This is a genomic window from Georgenia soli, from assembly GCF_002563695.1.
In the GTDB taxonomy this organism is placed as follows: Bacteria; Actinomycetota; Actinomycetes; order Actinomycetales; family Actinomycetaceae; genus Georgenia; species Georgenia soli.
This window is the reverse complement of record NZ_PDJI01000004.1, coordinates 1,788,870-1,805,961: the sequence shown is the minus strand read 5'-3', so window position 1 is coordinate 1,805,961 and position 17,092 is coordinate 1,788,870. Positions and strand designations below refer to the sequence as shown.

Annotated in this window: 14 protein-coding genes; 2 read left to right on the top strand and 12 right to left on the bottom strand. The window is 72.4% G+C overall.

Annotated elements, in window-relative coordinates:
- Positions 1-3: 3 nt before the first annotated feature.
- The 7 genes from ATJ97_RS09450 to ATJ97_RS09420 form a co-directional block, all read right to left on the bottom strand.
- Positions 4-840 carry a transporter substrate-binding domain-containing protein gene (locus ATJ97_RS09450; protein WP_098483541.1) on the bottom strand — a complete coding sequence of 279 codons (837 nt, stop codon included), beginning with the start codon at positions 838-840 and terminating at the stop codon, positions 4-6.
- A 126-nt stretch (positions 841-966) separates the two neighbouring features.
- A complete protein-coding gene (locus tag ATJ97_RS09445; RefSeq protein ID WP_098483540.1) occupies positions 967-1,914 on the bottom strand; it encodes a sugar kinase in 948 nt (315 codons plus the stop codon).
- Positions 1,911-2,609 (bottom strand): bifunctional 4-hydroxy-2-oxoglutarate aldolase/2-dehydro-3-deoxy-phosphogluconate aldolase, encoded by a 699-nt coding sequence (locus ATJ97_RS09440; RefSeq protein ID WP_098483539.1) that lies wholly within the window; start codon positions 2,607-2,609, stop codon positions 1,911-1,913. Before ATJ97_RS09440 ends, ATJ97_RS09445 begins: the two co-directional genes overlap by 4 nt.
- Positions 2,606-3,577, bottom strand: coding sequence for a C-terminal binding protein (locus ATJ97_RS09435; RefSeq protein WP_098483538.1), 972 nt, complete (start codon positions 3,575-3,577; stop codon positions 2,606-2,608). Before ATJ97_RS09435 ends, ATJ97_RS09440 begins: the two co-directional genes overlap by 4 nt.
- Entirely contained in the window at positions 3,574-4,590 is a 1,017-nt protein-coding gene (locus ATJ97_RS09430) for an L-idonate 5-dehydrogenase (protein ID WP_098483537.1), read from the bottom strand. The genes ATJ97_RS09435 and ATJ97_RS09430 overlap by 4 nt, the downstream gene beginning before the upstream one ends.
- Before the next feature lie 57 nt (positions 4,591-4,647).
- Positions 4,648-5,418 carry a glucose 1-dehydrogenase gene (locus tag ATJ97_RS09425; RefSeq protein ID WP_098483536.1) on the bottom strand — a complete coding sequence of 257 codons (771 nt, stop codon included), beginning with the start codon at positions 5,416-5,418 and terminating at the stop codon, positions 4,648-4,650.
- A 622-nt stretch (positions 5,419-6,040) separates the two neighbouring features.
- Positions 6,041-7,417: a GntP family permease gene (locus ATJ97_RS09420; protein ID WP_098483535.1), complete on the bottom strand. Its 1,377-nt coding sequence runs from the start codon at positions 7,415-7,417 to the stop codon at positions 6,041-6,043.
- A gap of 112 nt (positions 7,418-7,529) precedes the next feature.
- Here ATJ97_RS09420 and ATJ97_RS09415 point away from each other — a divergent pair, with 112 nt between their 5' ends.
- Positions 7,530-8,333: a FadR/GntR family transcriptional regulator gene (locus tag ATJ97_RS09415; protein WP_098483534.1), complete on the top strand. Its 804-nt coding sequence runs from the start codon at positions 7,530-7,532 to the stop codon at positions 8,331-8,333.
- 21 nt (positions 8,334-8,354) lie between these two features.
- On the opposite strand, the gene ATJ97_RS09410 is transcribed toward ATJ97_RS09415, so the two are convergent.
- The 5 genes from ATJ97_RS09410 to ATJ97_RS09390 all read right to left on the bottom strand — a co-directional run bounded on the left by ATJ97_RS09410 (position 8,355) and on the right by ATJ97_RS09390 (position 15,830).
- Positions 8,355-9,731, bottom strand: a complete 1,377-nt coding sequence (locus ATJ97_RS09410) for a GntP family permease (protein WP_098485347.1) — start codon at positions 9,729-9,731, stop codon at positions 8,355-8,357.
- Positions 9,732-9,979: 248 nt separating this feature from the next.
- On the bottom strand, positions 9,980-10,465 hold the full coding sequence (locus ATJ97_RS09405) for a gluconokinase (RefSeq protein WP_098483533.1): 486 nt from the start codon (positions 10,463-10,465) through the stop codon (positions 9,980-9,982).
- Between the two features lie 225 nt (positions 10,466-10,690).
- Positions 10,691-12,973 (bottom strand): LLM class flavin-dependent oxidoreductase, encoded by a 2,283-nt coding sequence (locus ATJ97_RS09400; protein WP_098483532.1) that lies wholly within the window; start codon positions 12,971-12,973, stop codon positions 10,691-10,693.
- Positions 12,970-13,920 carry an LLM class flavin-dependent oxidoreductase gene (locus ATJ97_RS09395; protein ID WP_098483531.1) on the bottom strand — a complete coding sequence of 317 codons (951 nt, stop codon included), beginning with the start codon at positions 13,918-13,920 and terminating at the stop codon, positions 12,970-12,972. Before ATJ97_RS09395 ends, ATJ97_RS09400 begins: the two co-directional genes overlap by 4 nt.
- A 167-nt stretch (positions 13,921-14,087) precedes the next feature.
- A complete protein-coding gene (locus ATJ97_RS09390) occupies positions 14,088-15,830 on the bottom strand; it encodes a pyruvate dehydrogenase (RefSeq protein ID WP_098483530.1) in 1,743 nt (580 codons plus the stop codon).
- 181 nt (positions 15,831-16,011) lie between these two features.
- Between ATJ97_RS09390 and ATJ97_RS09385 the strand changes: the two genes are divergently transcribed.
- Positions 16,012-17,076 (top strand): Ldh family oxidoreductase, encoded by a 1,065-nt coding sequence (locus ATJ97_RS09385; protein ID WP_098483529.1) that lies wholly within the window; start codon positions 16,012-16,014, stop codon positions 17,074-17,076.
- Positions 17,077-17,092: the final 16 nt, after the last annotated feature.

Here is a 17,092-nt window from a genome sequence, read left to right as displayed (position 1 = left end):
GGGTCAGGAGCCGCTGGCGGCGAAGTAGGAGTCGTAGATCTTCTGGTAGGTGCCGTTGTCGCGCAGGTCCTTCAGCTGGGTGTTGATCGCCTTGAGCAGCTCGGGGTTCTTGCCCTTGGCGAGGGCGTACCCGTACTGCTCGCCGGTGTCGAACTCCTGGACGATGACGTAGTTCTTGTCCGCCTTCGCGTGCTCGACGTTGACGGGCAGGTCCTGCAGGATCGCGTCGACCTGGCCGGCCTGCAGCGCGGGCCACATCTCGCCGTCGCCGGGGAAGGCGGAGAGGTTCGCCTCCGGGGCGTGCTCGGTGGCGTAGGCCTGGCCCGTGGTGCCCTGCTGGACCGCCACGTTCTTGCCCGCGAGGTCGTCGATGCTCTTGATGTCCGAGTCGGCCGGGACGAGCAGCGACTGGAGGGAGTCGTAGTACGGGTCCGTGAAGTCGAGGTTGGCCTTGCGCTTGTCCGTGATCGTGATGGCGGAGGCGCCGACGTCGCACTGGCCGGCCACGAGGGTGGTGCCGGACTGCAGCGCGTCGAAGCTGACGTCGGCGACGGCGAGCTTGAGCCCGAGGTTGTCGGCGATCGCCTGCAGCAGGTCGATGTCGAAGCCGCCGTAGCCGCTGGGCTTGCTGGGGTCCTCGACCTCGAACGGCGGGTACGGCACCTCGGAGCAGGCGGTGAGGGTGCCTTCCTTGACGAGGTCGAAGCTCGCGGCGGCGCCGGTGGCGCCGGTGCCACCGCCCGCCGGGGTCTCGCTGCCGCCACCGCCACCGCCGCAGGCGGCGAGGAAGAGGGCGGCACCGGCCGCCAGGGCTGCGGCGCGTATGGTTCGAGCGGTCATCTCGGCCTCCGGAGGTCGCGCAGGTGGTAACAGTGTGAGGCATACCACCATGAGTTCGTCACCCGATCGTCAGCTGTCCACTCCATGGGCAGTCGCGCAAGCCGGGCGTGGCGCGGACCCGCCGCTCTAAAGGTGCACGTGCGGGCCGTGGCCGGAGCGGTAGTCGGCCGGTGAGCCGAGCACCCAGGCGGCGAGGGAGTGGCCCAGCGCCAGGCGGCCCTCGGCGCCGTCCCCGCGCAGCAGCGCCGCGAGGTAGCCGCCGCCGAACGCGTCGCCGGCGCCCACCGGCTCCACCACGTCCACGGCCCGGGCGGGGACCCGGGTGACCACCTCGGTCCCGTCCGTGCGGTCGAGCTCGACGGCCTCGACGGCGCCGTCCTTGACGACGACGCGGCCCGCGTTCGGGAAGAGCGCCGCGATCTCCTCGGCGGTGGGCGTGCCCCAGAGCGTCTCGGCCTCGTCGCGGCCGACCAGGACGACGTCGGAGCGGTCCGCGAGCGGGCGGAGCACCTCGGCGGCCTCTGCCGTCGACCACAGCGCGGGCCGGTAGTTGACGTCGAAGGACACCCCGGCACCGGCGTCCCGGGCGGCGTCCAGCACCGTCGGGAGCAGTGCGCGGCACGTCTCGGACAGGGCCGGGGTGATCCCGGAGACGTGCACCCAGCGGGCCGTCGCCACCGGCCACCCGGACACGTGCATGGGCCCGAGCCGGGAGGCCGCGGAACCCCTGCGGTAGTAGTAGACCTTCGCGCCCGGGTCCTTCACGTACACGCCGGTGTTCGCGCACGGGTCGCGGACCACCCACCGGGTGTCGACGCCGGAGGATTCGATCGCCGCGAGCACCCGGTCGCCGAGGGGGTCGTCCCCGAGCGCGGAGACCCACGCCGTCGGCACGCCGAGCTCGGCGAGGTGCTGGGCCAGGTTCGACTCGGCCCCGCCCGGGGAGATCGTGAAGGTCTCCGCCGTCGCGACCGGGCCCGCGTCGGCCGAGGTCACCATCGCCATCGTCTCGCCGATGCAGAGCACCTCGGGAAGGGGCGTCGCGTCCGTCGTGGCCGGCTGCGCCGTCGTCATGACGCCGCCGTCCGGGTGGCCGCCACCGCGGCCGCGGTGAGCCGCTCGACCTCGGCGAAGTTCCCGGCGGCGACGGCGGAGGCCGGCACCATCCAGGACCCGCCGGCCGCCAGGACGGCGGGCAGGGCCAGGTACTCGCCGACGTCCGCCGCGGTGATGCCCCCGGTGGGGACGAACCGCATCTGCGGGAACGGGGCGGCGAGGGCCCTGATGGCGGCGGGGCCGCCGGAGGTCGCGGCGGGGAAGAACTTCACCGCGCGCAGCCCCATGGTCAGGGCCGCCTGGACCTCCGTAGCCGTCGCCGTGCCGGGCAGCACCAGCACCCCGTGCTCCGCGCAGCGCTCGACGACGGCGCGGCTCAGGCCGGGGGAGACGACGAACCGTGCCCCGGCGGCCACGGCGTCGTCCACCTGGCCCGGCGTGACGACGGTGCCGGCCCCGACCAGGAGGCCGGCGCCGTCGGGGTCCGTGAGGCCGGAGTCGGCCATCGCGCGGATCGCGTCCGCCGCCGCGGGGGTCCGGAAGGTCACCTCCGCGACCGGCAGGCCGCCCGCGACCAGCGCGGACGCCAGCGGCACCGCGGCGGCGGCGTCCTCCAGGACGACGACGGGCAGCAGCCGCAGGCCGGCGAGCCGGCCCAGCAGCGCGGCGTGGTCGGCGGGAACCTGCCCCGGGCCGAGGACGTCGTCGGTCATCGGGTCCCTCCGAGGACGGACGGGTTGAGGATGTTCCGCGGACGTCGCCCGGCGACGACGTCCACCACGTTCTGGATCGTGCGCCGCTTCAGCTCCGCGTAGGACTCCTCGGTGTAGAAGCCTGCGTGCGGCGTGAGCACCACGCGGTCGAGCTCGGTGAGCGGGTGGTCGGCGGGCAGCGGCTCGGTCTCGAAGACGTCCAGGCCCGCCCCCAGCAGGTGGCCGGACCGCAGGGCGTCGACCAGCGCGTCGGTGTCGACGACCCCGCCGCGGGAGGTGTTGACGACGACCGCGTGCTCCGGGAGGAGGGCGAGCCTGGTGGCGTCCAGGAGGTGGTGGGTGGCCGGGACGAGCGGCACGTGGACCGAGAGCACCTGGGAGCGGCGCAGCAGCTCCTCCAGCGACACGGCCTCGTAGCCCTCCTCGGTCAGGGTGCCGGGCTCCACGGCGGTGTCGTGGACGACCACCTCGTACCCGACGCCGGCGGCCTTGCGGGCCGTGGCCCGCCCGATCGCGCCGAAACCGAGGACGCCGAACGTGCGGCCGCGGACCTGGAAGATGGGGTTCACCTCGGCCAGGTTCGGGCGCCCGGCGCGGGTGCCGCGGTCCAGCGCCACGAGCCCGCGGCTCACGGCGAGGGCGAGGGCGATCGCGTGGTCCGAGACCGCCTCGGTGCCGTAGTCGGGCACGTTGCACACCGCGACGCCGCGGGCCGTGGCGGCCTCGACGTCGACGGTGTCGACCCCGACGCCGTAGCGGCCGACCGCCTTCAGGTTCGGCAGGGCGTCCATCACCGCGGCGGTGATCTGCGCGTACTGGACGACGAGCCCGTCGGCGCCCTCGGCGTTCGCGATGACCTCGGCGGGCGAGATGCCCTGGGCGACGACCAGCTCGGCCCCCGCCTCGCCGGCCACGGCCCGCTCGATGTCCACCGAGGCGTGGTCGCAGTCGGTGATGACGATCCTCATGCGTCCTGCCACAGGGAGACGACGACCTTGCCGGAGGACTGGGAGTCCTTGGCGGCGGCGAAGGCCTCGACGGCCCGGTCGGCGGGGAGCTCGTGGGTGATGACGTCCTCGATGCCGGGGGTGGCGTCGAGCATCCGCACGGCCTCGTCGATCTCGTCGTTGAAGCGGAAGGACCCGTGGAGCGTGACCTCCTTGGAGATCAGGGGCGCGAGGTTGATGCCCTTCGGCTCGTTGGGGACCATGCCGACCTGGACGTAGGTGCCGGCCCGGCGCGTGGCCACGATCGCGGCGTTGATGGCCGCGGGGGCGCCGGAGCACTCGAGGACAACGTCGAAGGCGGACTCCGGGATCTCCTCCTCGGTGACCTGGATGGTCCGGTGGACGCCGAGCGCGCGGGCACGCTCGAGCGGACCGGGCAGGACGTCGGTGGCGACGACCTCGGCGGCGCCCTTCGCGAGCGCGCCGGCAGCGGCGAGCAGCCCGATGGGGCCGGAGCCGGAGACGAGGACCGTCCTGCCCTCGACGCCGCCGGCGAGCTTGATGCCGTGCAGGCCGACGGCGAGGGGCTCGGCCAGGGCCGCGCGGCGCAGCGGCAGGCTGTCCGGCAGCACCCGCACCATGTCCTTGGTGACGAGGAGGTACTCGCTCATCCCGCCCTGGGTGTGCGGCCAGGTGGACGCGCTGCCGAGGTAGGCGCCGTTCGGCCACAGGTGGCGGTGGTTCTCCAGGCCGGGCTCGGGGGTGCCGAAGGTGGCCGGGTGCACGGTGACCGGGGTGCCGGGGGCGAGCTCGCCCGAGGGGTCGAGGTCGACGGTGCCCGAGACCTCGTGGCCGGGCACCAGCGGCTCGCGGACCACGAACGCGCCGTTGGCGCCCTCGTAGTAGTAGTGCAGGTCGGAGCCGCAGATGCCGCCGAACGCCATGCGCAGGCGCACCTGCCCCTCGCCGGGCTCGGGGGTCGGGACCTCCTCCTCGCGCAGGTCCTGCTTGCCGTGGATGACGATCGCTCTCATGTCGCTTCTCTCGGGTGTCTCGGTGTCTGGGGGACGGTGCGGGCGGGACGGGTCGGGTCAGACGACCGAGGTCATGCCGCCGTCGACGAAGATGTTCTGGCCGGAGACGAAGCTCGAGGCGTCCGAGGCCAGGTAGACCAGCGTGCCGACGAGCTCCTCGAACCTGCCCCAGCGCTGGGCGGGGGTTCGGTTGATCACCCAGCTGTTGAACGCCTCGTCCTCGACCAGCGCCTTGTTCATCTCGGTGGCGAAGTACCCGGGGGAGATGGCGTTGACCTGGATGTTGAAGCGGGCGAGGTCGGCGGCCATGCCCTTGGTCAGCATGACGACGCCGCCCTTGGTGGCCGAGTAGGGCGCGATGGTCTGGCGGGCGAGCATCGACTGCACGGACCCGATGTTGATGACCTTGCCGGAGCCGCGCTCGGCCATGCCGCGCGTGACCTGCTGCGAGACGTAGAAGGCGCTGGAGAGGTTCGCGGCGACGATGTCGTCCCAGTCGTCCGCGTCGAAGTCGTTGAACGGGGCGCGGCGCTGGATGCCGGCGTTGTTGACGAGGACGTCCGGGACGCCGTGCTCGGCGACCAGCGCGGCGACGCCGTCGCGGACGGCGGCCTGGTCGGTGACGTCGAAGGAGACGGCCGGCGTCGGCGTGCCGGTGATGGCCGTGATGTGCTCCTGCGCCTTCTTCAGGGCGTCCGCGTCGCGGCCGTGCAGCACGACCCGGGCGCCCGCCTGGGCCAGGCCGACGGCGAGGGCGTTGCCGAGCCCGCGGGAGGAGCCGGTGACGAACGCCAGCTTGCCGGTGATGTCGAAGAGGGAGTTGACCATCGTTCTTCCTTGCCGATCCGGGGAGTGTGGTGGCTCGTGCGCGCCGGGCGGCGTCGGTCCGGGCGGGACCTGGTCGGCGGGTGCCAGCGGGGGCGCCGTCGTCCGTGACGTCATGCCTGACTCTTCCGTGCCTCAGTTCACAGGCTCGCACAAAGATCATACCTTTGGCAATCCGCGTGCGCCGCGCTCTCTGGTGCCGACCGCGCGCTTTGGTGCCGACCGCGCTCTTTGCGCCGGCTGCGCCCTTTCGCGCCGACCGCGCCCCTTTACGCCGACCGCGCGCCTTTGCGCCGAGCGCGCCCTTTCGCGCCGACCGCGCCCTTTCGCGCCGACCACGCATGGTTCTCCACCCGCGCTCGGCGATTCGACCCGCGGTGGGCGGCTGCCTGGTGGCCGGGTCGCTGGCGTAGCCGTGACGGGGCAGGCGTAGCACGTGAGGGTTGCGGCGGTCGCGGGTAGCGGAGCAGGCGGAGGGCGTGAGGGGCTGGCGGTCGCGAGTAGTGGAGCCAGGCGTAGCGGGCGGTCGGGGCGTGAAAGACGAGGACGGTCGCCGGGCGTGTGCCCGGCGACCGTCCCTGTGGTGGTCGTGGTCCCAGGGCGCGTGCGCCGCGGGACGTGGCGACTAGAAGATCGCGAAGACCAGCAGCGCCAGGAGGAAGCCCAGCACCGACTCGATGGTCTGCTGCACGGTCCAGGTCTTCAGGGTGGTCTTGACGTCCATGCCCATGAGGCGGCCGACCAGCCAGAAGCCCGAGTCGTTGACGTGCCCGGCGAAGACGGAGCCGGCAGCGGTCGCGATGGTGATGGCGACGACCTGCATGGCGCTGTAGTCGCCCGCGGCGACCGCCGGAGCCATGAGACCCGCCGCAGTGACCAGCGCGACCGTGGCCGAACCCTGCGCCACGCGCATGACGACGGCGATCACGTAGGCCGCGAAGATGACCGGCAGGCCGATCGCGTCGAGCGAGTCGGACAGGGCGTCGCCGATGCCCGAGGCGCGAAGGATGCCGCCGAACATGCCACCGGCACCCGTGATGAGGATGACGGAGCAGACCGGCCCGAGGGAGGAGTCGAGAACTTTCTCCAGCGCCGTGCCGTGCTCGCCGCGTCGCGTGCCGAGCACCCAGGTGGCCACCAGCACGGAGATCAGCAGCGCCACGGGCGACTCGCCGAGGGCGGACAGCACCTGGAACCAGGTGGCGTCCGCGGAGACGACGCCCAGGGACCGGAGGAAGTCCAGCCCGGTGTTGAGGAAGATCAGCCCGAGCGGCAGCAGCAGCATCGCGACGACGGTGCCGACCCTGGGCAGGTTCTTGGGCTGGTCGGCGTCGATCTCGCCGAAGAAGCCGGGGATGGGCAGGACGTACTTCTTGCCCACGCGAAGGCCCCACAGGTAGCCGGAGACGTACCAGAGCGGGAAGGCGATGATGATGCCGACGAGCAGCACGAGGCCGAGGTTGGCGCCGTAGAGCTCGGTGGCGGTCACCGGTCCGGGGTGCGGCGGCGTGAACACGTGCATGACCGAGAAGGCGGCGGCCGCCGGGATGCCGAAAAGCAGCACGTTGTTCCCGAGGCGGCGGGCGACGGCGAAGATGATCGGCAGCATGACCACGAGGCCGGCGTCGAAGAAGATGGGGAAGCCCATGATCAACGACGCGATGCCGAGTGCGAACGGCGCCCGCTTCTCGCCGAAGACGTCGACCAGCTTGTCGGCCAGCACCTTCGCGCCGCCGCTGTGCTCGACGAGCTTGCCGAGCATGGCGCCGAGCCCGACGAGCAGGGCCACGGAGCCGAGGGTCCCGCCGAAGCTGGACACCATCGTGTCCACGATGGCGTTGGTGGGGATGCCCGTGGCGAACGCGGTGAGCAAGCTCACGAGGATGAGTACGAGGAACGCGTGCATCTTGAACCTGATGACCAGGATCAGGATCAGCGCGATCGCACCCGCGGCGATCCCCAGGAGCGGGCCTGCTCCCAGGGTCTGAGTCCAATCTTCCATGAAAGTCTCCATCGATAGGTATGCGCCCGCGCGGAAGGAGGGGTATCGGCACGGGGACTGTCCGGTACCCTTACAGAAAGATCACACCTTTGCCAAACCACCCGGAGGCGGCATGGCGGCAGCACCGGTGCTGCACAGCGACCTGCTCGACCGGCTAGGTCGGGAGATCGCTGCGGGCGTTCACCCGGCGGGAACGGTCCTCACGCTCGCGCGGCTCGAGGCGCGCTTCGGCGTCTCCAGGACGGTCGTCCGCGAGGCGGTGCGCGTGCTGGAGTCACTCGGCATGGTGGAGCCCCGGCGCCGTGTCGGCGTCGTCGTCCAGGACGTCAGCACCTGGACGGTCCTCGACCCGCGGGTCATCGGCTGGCGCCTCGCCGGCCCGGGACGGGACGCGCAGCTGCGCAGCCTGACTCAGCTGCGTCATGCGGTGGAGCCGACGGCGGCCAGGCTCGCCGCGCAGGCGCGAGGCGCGGGGCAGGGGCCCGAGCTGGTCCGGCTGGCACGACGGCTGCGCGAGCTCGGCGAGCAGGGCCTGGGGGACACGGAGGAGTACCTGCAGGCGGACGTCGACTTCCACCTGCTGCTCATCCGGCTGAGCGGCAACGAGATGTTCCTCGGGCTGCAGCGCACCATCGCGGAGGTCCTCATCGGGCGCACACGCGTCGGCCTCACCCCGGCCTGGCCCGCGCCGCACTCGCTGGACGACCACGAGGCCGTCGCCCGGGCGGTGGCGGCCGGGCAGGAGGAGGCCGCGGAGGCGGCCTCGCGGGCCGTGGTGGCCGAGGTGTGGCTCGAGCTGGACGACCCGGGTCGGCGCGACGTGGCGCCGTCGCGAAGCACCGCCGGCAGAGGTGATGCCGCGGAACAGGCCAGGCCCGGCGACGCCCCGGGTGAGGTCAGCGACGCCCCGGAGTGACGTGCCGCGCGGCCGGCTGCGTCACCCGATCCAGAAGATGACGAGGCACAGGGCGAACCCCAGGACCGACTCCAGCGTCTGCTGCACCGTCCACGTCTTCAGGGTGGTCTTGACGTCCATGCCCATGAGGCGGCCGACCAGCCAGAAGCCGGAGTCGTTGACGTGGCTGGCGAAGACCGATCCCGCCGCGGTGGCCAGGGTGATGGCCACGATCTGCAGGCTGCTGAAGTTGCCGGCCGTCACGGCCGGCGCCATGAGACCGGCCGCGGTCACGAGCGCGACGGTCGCCGAGCCCTGGGCGACGCGCAGCACCACGGCGATGATGTAGGCGGCGACGATGATCGGCAGCCCGAGGTTGCCGAGCGAGGTGGACAGGGCGTCGCCGATGCCGGACGTGCGGAGCACCCCGCCGAACATGCCGCCGGCGCCGGTGATGAGGATGACGGAGCAGACGGGACCCAGCGCCGAGTCCACGATCTTCTCGAGTGCGGTGCCGTGCTCGCCGCGCCGGTTGCCGAGCACGAAGATCGCCACGAGCACGGAGATCAGGAGCGCCACGGGGGCGGAGCCGATCGCGGAGAGGACGTGGACCCAGGTCTGCGTGTCGTCGACGACGCCGGCGCTGCCGAGGAAGTCCAGGCCGGTGTTCATGAAGATCAGCACCAGCGGAAGCAGCAGGATCGCGATGACGGTGCCGACGCTCGGCGGGTTCTCCTGGACGTCGTCGTCGACGCTGCCGAAGAGGGCCGGCACTGGCAGGACGTACCGGCGGCCGACGTAGGTGCCCCAGAGGTAACCGCTGACGTACCAGAGCGGGAAGGCCATGATGACGCCGGTGAGCAGCACGATGCCCAGGTTCGCGCCGTAGAGCTCGGTGGCCGCCACCGGGCCGGGGTGCGGGGGCACGAAGACGTGCATGACCGAGAACGCGGCCGCGGCCGGCATGCCGTAGAGCAGGACGTTGTTCCCGAGCCGGCGGGCCACGGCGAAGATGATCGGCAGCATGACGACCAGGCCGGCGTCGAAGAAGATCGGGAAGCCCATGATCAGCGAGGCCAGGCCCAGGCCGAACGGGGCCCGTCTCTCGCCGAAGACCGACACCATCTTCTCGGCCAGCACCCGTGCCCCGCCGCTGTGCTCGACCATCTTGCCCAGCATGGCGCCCAGCCCGATGAGCAGGGCGACAGAACCCAACGTGTTCCCGAAGCTGGTCACCAGCGTCGGCACGATCTGGTCGGCGGGGATGCCCGTCGCGAACGCGGTGAGCAGCGAGACCAGGATCAGCGTGAGGAACGCGTGCATCTTGAAGACGATGACCAGCACCAGGATGAGTGCGATGGCCGCCGCCGCGATGCCGAGGAGCGCCCCGGCTCCGAGGGTCTGGGTCCAGCCTTCGATCTCCATGACGGTCTCCGTCCGTGCCGGGCCGGTCGCCCGCCGTCAGGAAACCGGCTGCCCTCTCGGTCGTCGTCGACCCTGCCGGGACATCCCTGTCCGGTCGGGCCTGTGACCCTGCATGTGACCGAGACCCTAGGGCACGACGCGCCGGACGGCTCGCGGAGAGAAACGGCGCACGGGCCCGACGTGCATCGAGCCGTGCACGGAACGCGGTGCAGCGCGGTGGAGGGGGTGAGGCGACGGCGCCGCTACGCGGTGAGCTCGAGCCGCTCGATGATGTCGGCGGTGATCTCGTCCGGCGTGCCGGAGATGTCGACGGCGATGCCCGGCTCGTCCTCGGCCAGCGGCTCGAGCGTCTCGAACTGGGAGTCCAGGAGCGAGGTGGGCATGAAGTGCCCCTTGCGGTGCGCCATCCGCCCGGCGATGAGGTCCTTGGGGCCGCCCAGGTGGACGAAGCAGACGTCGTGGTTCTCGCCCTCGAGGACGTCCCGGTAGACGCGCTTGAGCGCCGAGCACGTCACGACGGCCTTGCGCCCGGCCGCCGACTGCTCGTCCAGCCAGCTGCGGATCGACGCGAGCCACGGCCAGCGGTCCTCGTCCGTCAGGGGAGTGCCGGAGGCCATCTTGTCGATGTTGGCCTGCGGGTGGAACTCGTCGGCCTCGGCGCTGACCCACCCCAGCCGCTCCACGAGCTCCTCGGCGATCGTCGTCTTGCCGGACCCGGCGACGCCCATGAGTACCAGGTGCTTCCGTTGGTCAGTGGTCACGATGTCTCCGTGGTCGGGCGTCGGGCAGGTACCTCAACACCGTGCCACCCGTGACCGGCCGGGGCTGAGTCCTTGCCGTCTGTTGCCGGAGTGACACGCCCCACGCTCGCCGCCCCTGGACGGGGCCGCGGACGACGGCGCAGCCCATGAGTGGAGGGCGACGACGGCGGCGCGACGACGGCGGACGTCCGGCTATCCCTGCGTCACGGGTACCGGCTGCGGAGCCACGTTGAAGTTGTCCCGGAAGACGTTGTCGGGGTCGTAGCGCCGCTTGAGCGCGCGCAGCCGCTCCAGCGTCGGTGCCGGGTAGGCGTCGAGCAGCCGCTCGGGCCGCGGGTCGGTCTCGAAGCTGGGGTAGATGCCCGTGAAGTGGTGCTGCATCGAGTCCCAGATCCGGTCCAGCCGGGTGCGGGAGGCGCCGAAGGCGACCACGGAGAAGTTCGCCGAGCGGTGGGCGAACGCGGTCGCGCCAGGGTCGACGTCGGAGATCGCCCCGCCCATGGCCCGGATCTGGAAGAAGAACGTCTCCCCGCTCCTGACGAGCCGTTTCGCGTCAGCGGCGAACTCGGGCGTGAGGTGCTCGAGCAGCCCGGACCGGGTGACCGGCTCGCCCTGGGCCTGGTGGGCGGCGTCGGGCAGGCTGACCACGGCCGGGTAGGGGACGATCTGGGCCGACTGGCCCAGCAGCGGACCGAGCTCCGCGAGGGGGCGGAGGCGGGCGAGGACCGTGGCGGGGTCGTCGGAGTTCACGGCGGTCATGAGCTGGGCGACCACCTGCCCCTCGCGCGGGCGGCCCATGATGAGGAAGCTCGTCGTGTCGCGCGGCGCGGCCTCGACGGCGGCGCCCCAGCGCTGCAGGAAGCCGGCGGTGTCGGTGGCGTCGAGGACGAGCTGGGCGAAGCCGATGTCGCCCACCTCGTCGGCCTCGAACTCGAAGGCCGTGACGACGCCGAAGTTGAACCCCGCGCCACGCACGGCCCAGAACAGGTCCGCGTGCTCGGTCTCGTCCGCGCGCACGTGCGTGCCGTCGGCCAGCACCAGCTCGACGGCGCGCAGGTGGTCGATCGTGAGGCCGTGGTCGCGCCCCAGGAAGCCGATGCCGCCGGTGGTGGCCAGCCCGCCGACGCCGACGCCGCCGTAGTCGCCGGAGGTGAGCGCCCAGCCGTACGGGTGCAGCGCGGCGGCGACCTCGCCCCAGCGCGCGCCGGGGCCGATCCGCACGCGGCGGGTCGCCTCGTCGAGGACCTCGATCGTGCTCAGCGCGGAGACGTCGACGACGATGCCGCCGTCGTTGGTGGAGCGGCCCGAGATGCCGTGGCCGGCGCTGCGCACGGACAGCGGCACGGGCTGCGTGCGTGCGAACGTGACGGCCGCGGCGACCTCGCCGGCGTCGCGGGGCCGCAGCACGAGCCCGGGGGACCCGCCGCGCATGTAGTTCGAGCGGACGGCGGGGTAGAGCGCGTCGCCGGGCTCGACCGCGCGCTCGGCGAGGGGCGCGGGGAGCTGGTCGTAGGCGATGAGCTCGCGGCGGCGGGCGCGTACGCGGGCCGGCCGGACGGTGCCCTCGGCCACCCCGCGGCCGGCGCGCTCGCGGGTGACGGCCTCCCGCAGGGCGGGGGCGACGTCGCCCGCGAAGCGGCGCATCGTCTCCGGGTCGTCGGTGGCGAGGACGATCGTGCCGACGCCGTCCTCGACCACCAGGGGCAGGAGGTCCTCGACCCACTGCGCGGCCGGCCCGGTCAGGAACCCACCGCCAGGGGCGTCGGTGAACCGGCCGGCGACGTTGACGATGCGGCGGATCTCCCGCGGGTCGCGGCCGGCCGTGGCTGCGGCGTCGTCGATCCGGGCGTTCCCCGCGCGGAGGGACGGCAGGCCGGAGACCCCGCCCGGCACCACCCAGCCGTCGGCGCTCGTGCCGACGAGACGGAGCATGCGCGGCCGGCCGCCGCCGATCCAGACGGGGATGTCGTGCGCGGGTGCGGGTCCGCCCTGGGCGCCGTCGAGGCGGTGGTGCTCGCCGGGCACGTGGAGCGGCGCCGGCGCGGACCAGATCGCGCGCACGACCTCGACGGCCTCGGCGAGCGCGTCGACCGACTCGCCGGGTGTCAGGCGGCCCGTCCCCATGGCCTCCATCGCGTCCCAGAAGTGTCCGGCGCCGAGCGCCAGGGTGACGCGGCCGCCGGTCATCAGGTCCAGGCTGGCCGCGGCGCGGGCGACGACGGCGGGCGGCCGCACCGGGACGTTGAGGACGTTCGGGGCGAGATGGATGCGCTCCGTGCGGGCCGCCACCCAGCTCAGCAGCGTCCACGTGTCGTGGAACCGCGGCTGGTAGGGGTGGTCCTGGAACGTGACGAGGTCGTAGCCGAGGTCCTCGCTCAGGCGGGCGAGCTCGACGGGCGCCTGCGGATCGTCGTTGCTCGGGGTGATGAAGATGCCGAGCTGGAGGGGGTGACCGTAGTCCACGGGTCTCCTCATGCCTTCGGGCCCGCCGTCGCGGCCGCGACCGCGCCGGGCGGGGTGCCTGGACCGCCGCGCTCGGCCGCCACCAGCTCGCGGACCGCGGGCGCGACCTCCTGGCCGAGCAGCGCGAGGGTGCCCTCGTCGTCGCCCATGAGGATGTAGCCGGAGACGCCGTGCTGCAGGGTGAGGGCCGCGAGCTGCTCGGCCCACTGCCGCGGCGGGCCGACGAGGAGCCGGTCGGACTCCTGGGTGGTGAACTGGCCGCCGACGTTGAGCAGCCGGCGCACGGCCCGCGGGTCGCGGCCGGCCTTCGCGGCCGCCTCGTCGATGGTGGCGTTGCCGTCGGCGAGGGCGGTCAGCGACCTCAGGTAGGGCAGCGAGGGGAGCCACCCGTCGGCCTTGCGACCGATGAGGCGGAGCATCCGTGGCTTCAGCGCACCGAGCCAGATGGGGATGTCGTGGGCCGGGGCGGGGCCGCGCTTGGCGCCGTCGAGCCGGTGGTAGGTGCCGTTCACGACGAGGCGCTCGCGGGTGCTGGTGTCCCAGATGCCGCGGATGACGTCGATCGCCTCGCTGGTGGCGTCGACGGCCTGCCCGGCGCTGAGCCGCCTGCCGCCCATGGCCTCGACGGCGTCCCAGAACGAGCCTGCGCCCAGCGCGAGCTCGAGGCGGCCGCCGCTGAGGAGGTCGAGGCTGGCGGCGGCGCGGGCGAGGACGGCGGGCGGGCGCAGCGGCAGGTTGACGACGTTGGCCGAGAGGTGGATGCGTTCCGTGCGTGCCGCCGCATAGCTGAGCAGCGTCCAGGTGTCCAGGAACGCGGGCTGGTACGGGTGGTCCTGGAAGGTGACGAGGTCCAGCCCGGCCGCCTCCGACGCCTGTGCCAGCGCGACCGGGCGCTGGGGTGCCGCGCTGGTGGGGGTGATGAACGACCCGAAGATGAGGTCGTGCCCGTAGTCCGTCATACCTGGCTCAATGCCCGGACGGCCGACCGATATTCCGCCCGCCCACCCTGCGGCGAGATGTCATCTTCTCCTTGAGACGTCACGTCTTCCGGAAGGGTGCGAGGACGTGACCTCGCGGAGGAGTTGACCACTCGCGGAGGAGTTGACGACTCGCGGGGGAGGAGGGGTCAGGGGCGGGGGACGTTGCGCAGGTTCGACCGGGCCATCGACATGACCTCGCCCATGCCGCCGCCGAGGATCTGCTTGGTCATCGCCGTCGCGAAGCCACGGATCATGCCGGAGGTGATGGACGGCGGGATCGACAGTGCGTTGGGGTCGGTGATGACCTCGACGAGGGCCGGCCCGGGGCGGCGCAGCCCGTCGCGCAACGCCTTGCGCAGGTCCTTCGGGTCCTCCACCCGGACCGCCGGGATGCCCAGCGCGAGCGCGACCTTGCGGTAGTCGACCGCAGGGGAGTCGGTGCCGTACGAGGGCAGCCCCTCCACCAGCATCTCCAGCTTGACCATGCCGAGCGTGTCGTTGTTGAAGACCACGACCTTGACCGGCAGGTCGTAGTTGCGCACCGTGATGAGCTCGCCGAGGAGCATGGACAGGCCTCCGTCGCCGGCGAGCGCCACCACCTGCCGGGACGGCTCCGCCATCGCCGCGCCGATCGCGTGCGGCAGGGCGTTGGCCATCGAGCCGTGGAGGAAGGAACCGATCACGCGCCGCCGGCCGTTCGGCGTGATGTACCGGGCGGCCCACACGTTGTTCATGCCGGTGTCGACGGTGAAGACGGCGTCCTCCGCGGCGGCCTCGTCCAGGACGACGGCGGCGTACTCGGGGTGGATCGGCCGCGTCTTCTCGACGTTGCGCGTGTAGGCGCCGACCACCTTGCCCATGAGGTCGGCGTGCTTCTTCGTCATCTGCCGGACGAACTTGCGGTCCGTCTTGCGCCGGATCATCGGGTTGAGCAGGCGCAGCGTCTCCCCGACGTCGCCGTGGACGGGCAGGTCCAGCCGGGTGCGCCGGCCCAGGTGCGAGGCGTCGATGTCGATCTGGGCGGTGGGCACGTCTGCCGGCAGGAACGAGTCGTACGGGAAGTCGGTGCCCACGAGGACCAGCAGGTCGGCGTCGTCCATCGCGCTCTGGCAGGCGCCGTAGCCGAGGAGGCCGGACATGCCGACGTCGAAGGGGTTGTCGTACTGGATGATCTCCTTGCCGCGCAGCGAGTGCCCCACCGGAGCGGCGGCGAGGTCGGCGAGCTCGAGGACCTCCGTGCGGGCGTCGCGGGCGCCGGCCCCGACGAACAGGGTCACCTTCCTCGACCGGTTGATCGCCTCGGCCAGCGCCCTGACGTCCTGGAGATTCGGGACCACGCGGGCGGGGCAGGCGCCGGGGATGAGGATGGGGGCGTCGTCGTCGGGCACCTCCTCGTCCGCGACGTCGCCCGGCAGGGTGAGCACGGCGACCCCCGGGGCGGTGAGCGCGTGCTGGATGGCGGTGCGCGTCACGCGTGGGACCTGCCTGGACGTGGAGATCATCTCGGAGAACACCGACGCCTCGGTGAACAGCCGGTCCGGGTGGGTCTCCTGGAAGAACTTCGTGCCGATCTGCGCGCTCGGGATGTGCGAGGCGATCGCCACCACGGGCACGCGGGAGCGGTTGGCGTCGTACAGCCCGTTGATGAGGTGGAGGTTGCCGGGCCCGCAGGAGCCTGCACAGGCCGTCAGCTTGCCGGTGACCTCGGCCTCGGCCGCCGCGGCGAACGCCGCCGCCTCCTCGTGGCGCACGTGGACCCAGTCGATCCCCGGGGTGCGGCGGACGGCGTCGACCACGGGGTTGAGCGAGTCCCCGACGATGCCGTAGATCCGTTCGACGCCGGCGGCGACGAGCTGGTTGACGAGGAACTCGGCGACGGAGCGGGCCACGGCAGCCTCCTTCTTGGGGTGGCGGACGCTCCCGATCCTCCCCCGGGACGGGTTGGGCCGCAGGTTGAGGGGTCGAAGCACGGTCGGACGGCGGGCAGAAAGTCCTTTGCGTCGGGTCTTGCCGGATTCTTCGGATGCCGTATACGCTTGCGCCAATTCCTATAGGACACGAGGAGGTGTCATGCGCTCCGTCGACTTTGCGCCGGCCGACCTCATTGGCTTCGGTTCCGCGGCGCTCGCGGCGGTCGGTGTGCCTCAGGCGCACGCGCAGCTGACCAGCAGATCGCTCGTGGCGGCCGATTCACGCGGGATCAGCTCGCACGGGCTGCTACGCCTCCCGCTGTACATCGAGGCGATCCGCGCTGGCGGCATCAACGCCACACCCACTCTCACCTGGTCCGCGGGGTCGGCTGCGGTCGCCGTCCTGGATGCCGACGGCGCCCTCGGGCAGGTGGCGATGTCGGCCGCCGTCGACCGTGTCGCGGCCCTGGCCAGTCAGAGTGGCGTGGGGGCCGTTGCCGTTCAGAACAGCACCCACTACGGGGCCGGGGCGTACTGGTCAGACCGGCTCGTGGCTGAGGGCATGATCGGCATCGTCACGTCGACCACCGGCCCGACGGTCACTCCGTTCGGCGGCTCGCAGAAGCTCTTGGGGACCAACCCGCTCACCGTGGCGGCGCCGAGCGTCGGTGCGGTGCCGCTCACCCTCGACATGGCCACCAGCAACGGCGCTTACGGGAAGGTCGTCGCCGCCCGGAACGAGGGCACGGAGATCCCGGCCGGCTGGGCCGTCGACAAGGACGGCCGTCCCACTGTCGACCCGGCCGCCGCGCTGGCCGGTGCGCTCCTGCCTTTCGGTGGCGTCAAGGGCTCGGGACTGGCGGTCCTCCTGGAGGCGCTGTCGGCGTCGCTGACCGAAGCGGCGTTCGCCTTCGAGACGGAGGACATCTGGGTGAACCGGTCGTCCCGGATGAACACCGGGCACCTCGTCCTCGCACTCGACACTGCCGCCTTCACGGGGCGGGACCACACCGAGCGTCGGGTGGCGCACCTGCAGCAGCGCATACGTGGCTCCGCCGGGCCCGGCCAGTCGGCTCTCGCGCCCGGCGACGCCGAGCGGGCCACCGCCGCACGTCACGAGGGCCACGTCCCGCTGGCGCCGACCACCGTCGAACTGCTCGACGAGCTCGCCCAGTCCCTCGGGCTCACCCTGCCCGCCCCCCGACCACCGTCCGACCCGACCTGAACCACTAGTCCAGCTC

Excerpts from the sequence above, each read along its gene's own strand:
- ATJ97_RS09425 (WP_098483536.1), bottom strand. The coding sequence starts at position 5,418 with ATGGTCAACTCCCTCTTCGACATCACCGGCAAGCTGGCGTTCGTCACC.
- ATJ97_RS09440 (WP_098483539.1), bottom strand. The coding sequence starts at position 2,609 with ATGACCGACGACGTCCTCGGCCCGGGGCAGGTTCCCGCCGACCACGCC.
- ATJ97_RS09395 (WP_098483531.1), bottom strand. The coding sequence starts at position 13,920 with ATGACGGACTACGGGCACGACCTCATCTTCGGGTCGTTCATCACCCCC.
- ATJ97_RS09420 (WP_098483535.1), bottom strand. The coding sequence starts at position 7,417 with ATGGAAGATTGGACTCAGACCCTGGGAGCAGGCCCGCTCCTGGGGATC.
- ATJ97_RS09385 (WP_098483529.1), top strand. The coding sequence starts at position 16,012 with ATGCGCTCCGTCGACTTTGCGCCGGCCGACCTCATTGGCTTCGGTTCC.
- ATJ97_RS09445 (WP_098483540.1), bottom strand. The coding sequence starts at position 1,914 with ATGACGACGGCGCAGCCGGCCACGACGGACGCGACGCCCCTTCCCGAG.
- ATJ97_RS09450 (WP_098483541.1), bottom strand. The coding sequence starts at position 840 with ATGACCGCTCGAACCATACGCGCCGCAGCCCTGGCGGCCGGTGCCGCC.
- ATJ97_RS09430 (WP_098483537.1), bottom strand. The coding sequence starts at position 4,590 with ATGAGAGCGATCGTCATCCACGGCAAGCAGGACCTGCGCGAGGAGGAG.
- ATJ97_RS09435 (WP_098483538.1), bottom strand. The coding sequence starts at position 3,577 with ATGAGGATCGTCATCACCGACTGCGACCACGCCTCGGTGGACATCGAG.
- ATJ97_RS09405 (WP_098483533.1), bottom strand. The coding sequence starts at position 10,465 with ATGGGCGTCGCCGGGTCCGGCAAGACGACGATCGCCGAGGAGCTCGTG.
- ATJ97_RS09400 (WP_098483532.1), bottom strand. The coding sequence starts at position 12,973 with ATGAGGAGACCCGTGGACTACGGTCACCCCCTCCAGCTCGGCATCTTC.
- ATJ97_RS09415 (WP_098483534.1), top strand. The coding sequence starts at position 7,530 with ATGGCGGCAGCACCGGTGCTGCACAGCGACCTGCTCGACCGGCTAGGT.